Here is a 4,397-nt window from a genome sequence, read left to right as displayed (position 1 = left end):
TCAAACGCCGGGCGGGCTGGGATTCAGGGCTCCGCCCCGGGCCCCGCTCCTCAAACGCCGGAGGGGCTGAAAAGCCTCAAACGCCGGAGGGCCGAAAGGGGCCGGGGTGGCCGGTGCGGCTACTTCTCCGTTACTCCCGCCGAGTCGAACGTCGCCACCTCGTGCATCGCCCTCGCCGCGCTCTGGACCACCGGGAGCGCCAGCAGGGCGCCCGTGCCCTCGCCCAGTCGGAGGTCCAGGTCGACCAGGGGGCGCAGGCCCAGTTTGTTGAGGGCGGCCACATGGCCCGGTTCGGCGCTGCGGTGGCCCGCGATGCAGGCCGCCAGGGCCTCGGGGGCGATCGCGCGGGCGACGAGGGCCGCCGCTCCCGCGCTCACGCCGTCGAGGATGACCGGTGTACGCAGCGAGGCGCCGCCCAGCAGGAAGCCGACGAGCGCCGCCTGCTCCAGGCCGCCGAAGGCCGCGAGGACGCCGATGGGGTCGGCCGGGTCGGGGCGGTGGAGTTCGAGGCCGCGCCGGACGACGTCGACCTTGCGCGCGTGCGTCTCGTCGTTGATGCCCGTGCCTCGTCCGGTGACCTCGGCCGGGTCCAGGTCCGTGTAGACGGAGATGAGCGCCGCGCACGCCGTGGTGTTGGCGATGCCCATCTCGCCGGTGATCAGGCCCTTGTTGCCCGCCGCCACCAGATCGCGCGCCGTCTCGATTCCCACGTCGATCGCGGCCAGCACCTCTTCGCGGGTCAGCGCGGAGCCGGTCGTGAAGTCCGCCGTGCCGGGCCGGACCTTGCGGGGCAACAGGCCGGGTGTGGCGGGCAGTTCGCCCGCGACGCCGACATCGATGACACAGACCTCCGCGCCCACCTGGTTCGCGAAGGCGTTGCAGACCGCGCCGCCACCGAGGAAGTTGGCGACCATCTGCGCCGTCACCTCCTGGGGCCAGTGGGTGACGCCCTGCGCGTGCACCCCGTGGTCGCCCGCGAAGACCGCGACGGCCGCGGGCTCGGGGATCGGCGGCGGACACATCCGGGAAAGGCCGCTGAGCTGCGCGGAGATGATCTCCAGCATGCCGAGCGCCCCGGCGGGTTTCGTCATCCGCTTCTGCCGCTCCCACGCCTCGCCGAGCGCCTTGGCGTCGAGAGGGCGGATACCGGCGATCGTCTCCTTGAGGAGGTCGTGCGGCTCCTCACCGGGCAGGGCCCGGCGGCCGTACGTCTCCTCGTGGACGACCCAGGACAGCGGGCGGCGCTTGGACCAGCCCGCCTGCGTCAGTTCGGGCTCCTCCGGGAACTCGTCGACGTACCCGACACACAGATACGCCACCACGTCCAGGTGCTCGGGGAGGCCGAGCGCGCGGACCATCTCGCCCTCGTCGAAGAAGCTCACCCAGCCGACGCCGAGTCCTTCGGCACGCGCGGCGAGCCACAGGTTCTCGACGGCGAGCGCGGAGGAGTACGGCGCCATCTGCGGCTGCGTGTGGCGGCCCAGGGTGTGCCGGCCGCCGCGTGTCGGGTCGGCGGTGACGACGATGTTCACCGGGGTGTCGAGGATGGCCTCGATCTTCAGTTCCCTGAACTGCTTGGCCCGGCCCTTGGGGAGCGACTTGGCGAAGGCGTCGCGCTGGCGCTGGGCCAGTTCGTGCATGGTCTGCCGGGTCTCGGCGGAACGGATGACCACGAAGTCCCAGGGCTGCGAGTGGCCGACGCTGGGGGCGGTGTGCGCGGCTTCGAGGACGCGGAGCAGCACCTCGTGCGGGATCGGGTCGGGGCGGAAGCCGTTGCGGATGTCGCGGCGTTCACGCATGACGCGCAGGACGGTCTCGCGCTCCGCGTCGTCGTACCCGGGGGCGCGGGGTGACACCTCTTCGGCGACGGCCGGGGGCTCTGGCGCGGGTTCGGGCGCGGGCGCAGGTTCGGGCGCAGGTTCGGGCGCAGGTTCGGGCGCGGAGGTCGGGGCCACCGGAGCGACGGTCTCCACCGGCGGCTCGGGGGCGGGCTCCGGTTCAGGTTCAGGCTCCGGGGTGGGTGCCGGCTCAGGGGTCGGCGCCGGCTCCTCCACCGGCTCCTCCATCGCGGCGACCGGTACCGGCTCGGGCTCCGGCTCCGGCTCGACGGGGTCCGCGCCGGGCAGCGCTATCGGCTCGCGCTTCTCCTCGGCCTCGACCGGCTCGACCGGCTCGACCGGCTCGACGACCGGGGCCTCCTCCTCTACGACGACGGCTTCGGCGACCGGGACGGGGACGGGCTCCGCCACCGGTTCCGGGGCCACCGGCTCAGAGGCCACGGGCTCCGGGGCCGACTCCGGTTCGGGATCAGGGACGACCGTTTCCGCGGAGGGCTCGGGAGCGGCTTCCTCCGGCACCACCTCGGCGACGGCGACCGCGACCGGGGCCTCCGGAGCCGGGGCCTCCTGGGCCGGGGCCTCCGCCACCGGCGTGTCGGACTGCGGCGGCACCGACGCCCACGGGTCCGCGCCCTGCACCGGAATCGCGCCGAGCTGCGGTCCCGGCAGCGCGGCGGCCTCCTCGCGCGGGATGTCCAGATACTCGGGGCCGGTCGTGGGCGGCCCCTGGGTCCGTACCCGGACGGGGGCCGGCGGCGTGCTCGTGGGACCGCGGTCGGCGAGTGAACGCACCACGCCACCCGTCGAGTCGGGCATCGGCGGGCCCATGTGCAGCGGGCGGCGCGCGGGGGGCGGCGTCGGTGTGGACGTGGCGGTCGGGATGCGTACGGCTCCGAGGTCGACGGAGCCCGAGTCGCGGCCACCCGTCTCGTGCGCGCCCGGCTCGCTCACGGACGCCGGGGCCTCGGCCGCCACGGGCGGCGCGACGGCCTCCGCGGCTTCCTGCGGCGCCTCTTGGACCGCTTCCCGGGTCAACTCCGGGGCAGGTTGCGGTACGGCCTCCGGAACCGGAGCCTCCGTCGGTGCGTCCACCGGGGTGTACGTCTCAGGCGCGGCCACCGGCTGCACCTGCATGTGGGACATGTCCGGCGCCGGATACTCCGGGAGGCCCTCGGCGGGGCCCGGCACAGGCTGGAACTCCGGCGCGAGCTGCGGCTGGGGCTCCGGCTGCGAGTACGTCGCGAGTTGGGACTGCGCCTGCGCCTGCTGCGGCACGAACTCGCCCTGCCCCGTCTGCGGCGGGATCTGCCCCGCGGCAACGGGCTCGGGCACGGCGTGCGCCACCGGCGCGAGCGGCTCGGAGGGAGGCGCCGGCTGTGGATCGCCCCACGCCCCCTGCGAACTCGGCATCAGCAGAAGGTCGTCGTCCTCGGGAGCACTCTCGGAGGGGCCCAGGTAGGCGTAGGAGCCGGCAACGGGGTCGCCCGGCTGCTCCGCCATGCCTGCGTTCTCCGGCTGTCCCTCGCCCGGGACCTGGCCGGTGTCAGTCATGCGTACCCCTCGCCCATTGGTTGTGCTCCTTCGGCCCTTCGACCGGGGCGCCCGATCCGACGGCGCGTCCGGCGCCCGTCAGTGTCAACGAGCGTGGGCGCCGCGCGGCACGAACCGAGCCGCGACCCTCACGTATTCTCGCGGCCGTTCGCGGCCAACACGCGGTGATCTGCGGCGGCCAACTGTGGGCTGCGCCACGTTGCGCGTCCCCCGGTGCAGCCGTACCACATGAGGGTCCAAAACGACCCCCTTTTCCGGACATTGACGAACGAAGCGACGAACGACCGGCTGCGGTACAACGATCGGTCAGCCTACCCCGCGCCTCTGACAACAGGGTCAGGGGGCGCGGTCCGGCCGGCTCCCCGAGACGAGGAAAACCACCGAGCGTTCGCGCTCCGACCAGGCACCGGTGTCCATCTCGACGGACTGGAGCAGCACGCATTCCACCACGTAACCGCCCTCGCGCAGCGCGGTGCAGACGGCCTCGGCCTCGTCCCGTGTCGCCGCGTGGGTCACGATGCGCGCGGGCCTGCGGTCGGCGCAGGCGACGACGACGTCCACTCCCCCGCCGCCGATGCGTACGACGTCGGGCTCGGGCAGGTTCTCCAGCACGTGGGGCGCGCGGCCTTCCACGACTTCGAGTTGTACGCCGGCGCGCCGGGCAGCGGCGGCCGTGCTCGCGCAGGCCCCCGGTTCGGCGTCGACGGCGATCACGGCCGCGCCGAAGCGCCCCGCCTCGGCGGCGAGTGCGCCGCTGCCGGATCCGATGTCCCACACCAGGTCGCCGGTACGGGCGCCGAGCCGGGCGAGTTGGGCCGCGCGCAGCCAGGTCGACTCGCCCTCGTCGAGGTCGATGCCGTACTCCTCGGAGGGCAGCGCCCATCCCCGTACGGCGGGCGGGAACTCGGGGTCGTGGCCCGCGATCCAGCCGCCGGTACGGACGGGCGCGGTGCCGATGCCGCCGACGACGATCACGACGTTGGGGTCGCGCCACACGTGGTCGGCGGC

The 4,397-nt window shown here is 74.2% G+C and carries 2 protein-coding genes; both read right to left on the bottom strand.

Features of this window, described 5'->3' with window-relative positions; genetic code table 11:
• Positions 1-119: 119 nt before the first annotated feature.
• Positions 120-3,389 (bottom strand): nicotinate-nucleotide--dimethylbenzimidazole phosphoribosyltransferase, encoded by a 3,270-nt coding sequence (gene cobT, locus BHU15_RS37610; RefSeq protein WP_069631153.1) that lies wholly within the window; start codon positions 3,387-3,389, stop codon positions 120-122.
• Positions 3,390-3,725: 336 nt separating this feature from the next.
• On the bottom strand, positions 3,726-4,397 hold a 672-nt coding region (locus BHU15_RS37605; RefSeq protein WP_171908542.1), incomplete at its 5' end, for a methyltransferase domain-containing protein.

It is taken from the genome of Streptomyces niveus, from assembly GCF_001723055.1.
GTDB lineage: Bacteria > Actinomycetota > Actinomycetes > Streptomycetales > Streptomycetaceae > Streptomyces > Streptomyces niveus.
Note: the sequence above shows the minus strand (reverse complement) of the source record. Positions and strands in the feature narration are given on the sequence as shown.